The 3519-nt window shown below is 25.8% G+C and carries 3 protein-coding genes; all 3 read left to right on the top strand.

Features of this window, described 5'->3' with window-relative positions; translation table 4 throughout:
* Positions 1-276: 276 nt before the first annotated feature.
* Entirely contained in the window at positions 277-1059 is a 783-nt protein-coding gene (locus D9R21_RS05095; protein ID WP_126821362.1) for a ParA family protein, read from the top strand.
* 2 nt (positions 1060-1061) lie between these two features.
* Positions 1062-1334, top strand: a complete 273-nt coding sequence (locus tag D9R21_RS05090; RefSeq protein WP_126821361.1) for a hypothetical protein — start codon at positions 1062-1064, stop codon at positions 1332-1334.
* 530 nt (positions 1335-1864) lie between these two features.
* Positions 1865-3519, top strand: a 1655-nt coding sequence (locus D9R21_RS05085) for a hypothetical protein (protein WP_126821360.1), incomplete at its 3' end; no start/stop codon positions are given.

Below are 3519 nucleotides of genomic sequence, written 5' to 3'. Positions count from 1 at the left end.
AATATTAAATAAATTTATTAGTTAAAATTAATAAATTATTTTTCAGTGTGCTTAAATACATTTAAAAATAAAATGAAATAATAAAAATTTATTTTTTTTGAAAAAATGGTTGCAATTTAATAAAAATATTTTATTATTAACTTAGCAAGATATAAATTTGCTGTTTGTATCTACACAACGCCTATTATTATGTATTAATGTGTATAATATTTATGTATTAGTACTTATTAATACACACCAGTAAGTATTATAATTAAAAATGAAAGGAGAATAAAAATGAAAAAAATAACATTTTCTAACAGTAAGGGTGGTGTTGGGAAAACCACATTAACAGTTAATGTTGCTCAATTATTGTCCCAAATTGGTAAAAAAGTTTTATTATTTGACTTTGACCCGCAATCTAATTTAACAAATACTTTGTTAGAAAATCCGATTGATACAAATAGTATAACTAAATGAATTTTGGGAGCAGATAAGGATGACTTAATTTCAACAATTTTAGAAACTAGAATATCAAATATTTTTTTAGTACCCTCATATTCCAAAATGGTTTTAGAAACAAATAATATAGTTTTAAATCAACCTAATTCGGAGTTTAAATTTAAAATGAATTTAGAAGAAATTGAAAAAATATTAATTAATAAATTTGATTATATATTTTTTGATACATATCCATCTATGAATACAATTTTATTAAATGTTTTATTAGCATCAGATGAAATTATTGTTCCAATTGAACCACACTCATATAGTTTTGAAGGTATTACAACTATGTTTAAACCTTATTTAGAAACAATAAATAATTCTAAAAAAATGGGAATTAATATAAAAAATAATATCAATTATTATATTTTGAATAAAATTCAAAAAAACAAACTACATCAAAGTGTTTTTGAACTTATTTCTCAAAATGAAATTGGTAAAAAATTTTTAGATACACATATCCCGTTATCTGCTACTAAGCAAAAAGAAACAATGTTGCTTAAATTCGCTACCATAACTGAAAAAAACCCAATTTATAAGTTAGTTATGGAATTAACTAATAAAGGGGTTATTTAATTATGAATAATAAATTACTTGCATCACTGAAAAATAAAATTGACAGCAGTGCTAGTCAAATACCAAAAGAAGAAAGTTTTAATGAAATAAAAAAAGAAATAATTTATTTTGAAATTAAAGATGAAACAAAAATTGTCAGAAAAAATATTTCAATAACTTTAAAACAACAAAAAATGATAAATGAAATGTCAAAAAATAATTATGAAATTAATTTATCATCTATTGCTCGGCGAGAAATTGAAAAAATATATAATGAATTTAAATTAAAAAAATAAACAAAGAGCAAAAAAAGACTAAAGTAGAAAAAAGCGATGAAAAAAGTAAATAATAAAGACACTAAAAATCATAATTTAATGATTGTTGATGTTGATTTGTAACAGTTCTTGAATTGTAGTTTTACGATTCAAAAAGTCAATGAAGAATGATTTACAATCAATACAGGGGATAAAAACTGCGGTAAATAATAACTTTGTGTTATTACAATATAATCAATTTAATTGCTTTTTTATCCTAATTTAGTAAGATTTTAGAAAAGAAAAAACTATAAACAAGATTGTTTATAGTGTATAATGTAAATGTAATTATATATTTTTAATAAAAATTAGTGATAGTAATTTATAGATAAATAAATTACTATCGTGGAAACACTAACAAACACTAGCGTTTCCACAAACAATTTTAGCATATTTTTTGGTGGTATTTTTGTGATACTACTTTGAAATATGTTAGAAATTGTGTTGTGGGAATAGTGCGCTGGTGCTATTCTCTTTTTTTATTAAAAAGAAATCATAAAGGAATACATGAAATGAAAAAATTACTAAGTATCTTAACGATATCAACCTTTACAGCGAGCGCTCCCGCACCATTGCTTGCCAACACAGTACAAAGTCTTGTAAAACGCGATGTTGTTATATCTCAAAAAGATGTTACTGATGGATTGCAAATTTACATGTCTAATATTAAAGATTTAAATTTAAATTGAAAAATTATAAGTGGTACATTTAATGAAGAATTTAATTCGCGTAATAATAAATGATATATAATGTCTGCAAAAAAACCTCAAACCACTGATGATTTTATAATTATTAAATTTAAAAACAATGATATTGACAAACCATTTGGTAATGTATGAAATAATGGTATTGCTTTAAATGGAAAATGATATTCTGTTACAGAATTATATAGATGAGAGGGAGTTTTAGAACCAATAACTTTACCGTTAATTGATGTAAAAATTGGTAAAGTTGTAAATTGAAATGATATTACACCATTTCAAAAGGGAATAAATTTTTCTATTGAAGATGATAAAAACTGTTATTGACTTAAACATTATCAATTAGTAACTAATGGACAAGTAAAAGTTAAAATAGCAAACACTGATATTGAAACTATTAAAGTTAACGGCGCTATTATGCCTAGTCCGGATAAAAACTGGGAGTTTGACTTGCCGGTGGATAGTACTATTGTTGAAAATAAAGACTATCAAATTGAGATAGCATTTAAAGTTGATGGAAAAAGTTATACGGGGCAAATCATCGTGTCATCATTGTTATCACAACCAAGTATTACCGTGAAAAAAAACACATCTTTGTTTGGTGATGTTGCTAGTTATGTTTATCAAGTGCCAACTAATGACAAAGTAGGAGATGTTATTTTAACTAGCGACTTGTACTACTCTGATACCGAAGTTAAAGTTAGTTTAAACAAACCAAATGGTTCAACATTGCAAAGTGGTATTTTTTATGGTTTAAATGATAAATGACAAAAGAACGGACAACAATTAGATATTACTGGTGATGTGTCTTTAAATGCAACGATGTTAAACTCATATCAAGGTCTATTTTTGGTTGAAACAAAAGATAGTGCTGATAATTCAGGTTTTTATTATATTGCTTTGAATAAAGATAATTTAACGCCGAACTTTTGAGACACTACCCAAGGACAACAATTTTATGAGTGAGCAAGTTTAAACGGATATAATGAGAGCATTAAAAAACTTAATGTAACAGAACTAAACAAAATAATTAACGAAAGTAAAAACTGACAACAACTAGCAAGTGATAGTCAATTGGCGAATGCTGTTACTGATTGGTTTAAAACCAATGGTAAACTGTCATCCAAAGAATCGTTGACAAAAGAACAAGTTATCGAACAGTTAAAAACGCAAATTCCAAGTACTGTCAAAATTGATGGGGTAAATAACAGCAATTATGATGTAAACAAAGTTTCGTTTGAATTAAAACAGAGTGAGTTTAAACCAAACGAGCAAGTAAAGATTACTGTTAAATACAACAATGCGACATCAGAACAATTTACTTTGCAAATCAAAGACAGCAAGAGGCCAGATAATAACAAAAAATCTGGTTTAAGTGGTTGATCGATTGTGGGAATAGTAATCGGTTCGCTGTTAGGGTTATTTATTCTTGGGTGGTTGTTTAAACGGTTTGTGGTTGATCCGTT

This window comes from Spiroplasma endosymbiont of Megaselia nigra, from assembly GCF_003987485.1.
Taxonomy (GTDB): domain Bacteria; phylum Bacillota_I; class Bacilli_A; order Mycoplasmatales; family Mycoplasmataceae; genus Spiroplasma.
The sequence above is the reverse complement of the archived record's forward strand: the minus strand, read 5'-3'. Positions and strand labels throughout refer to the sequence as shown.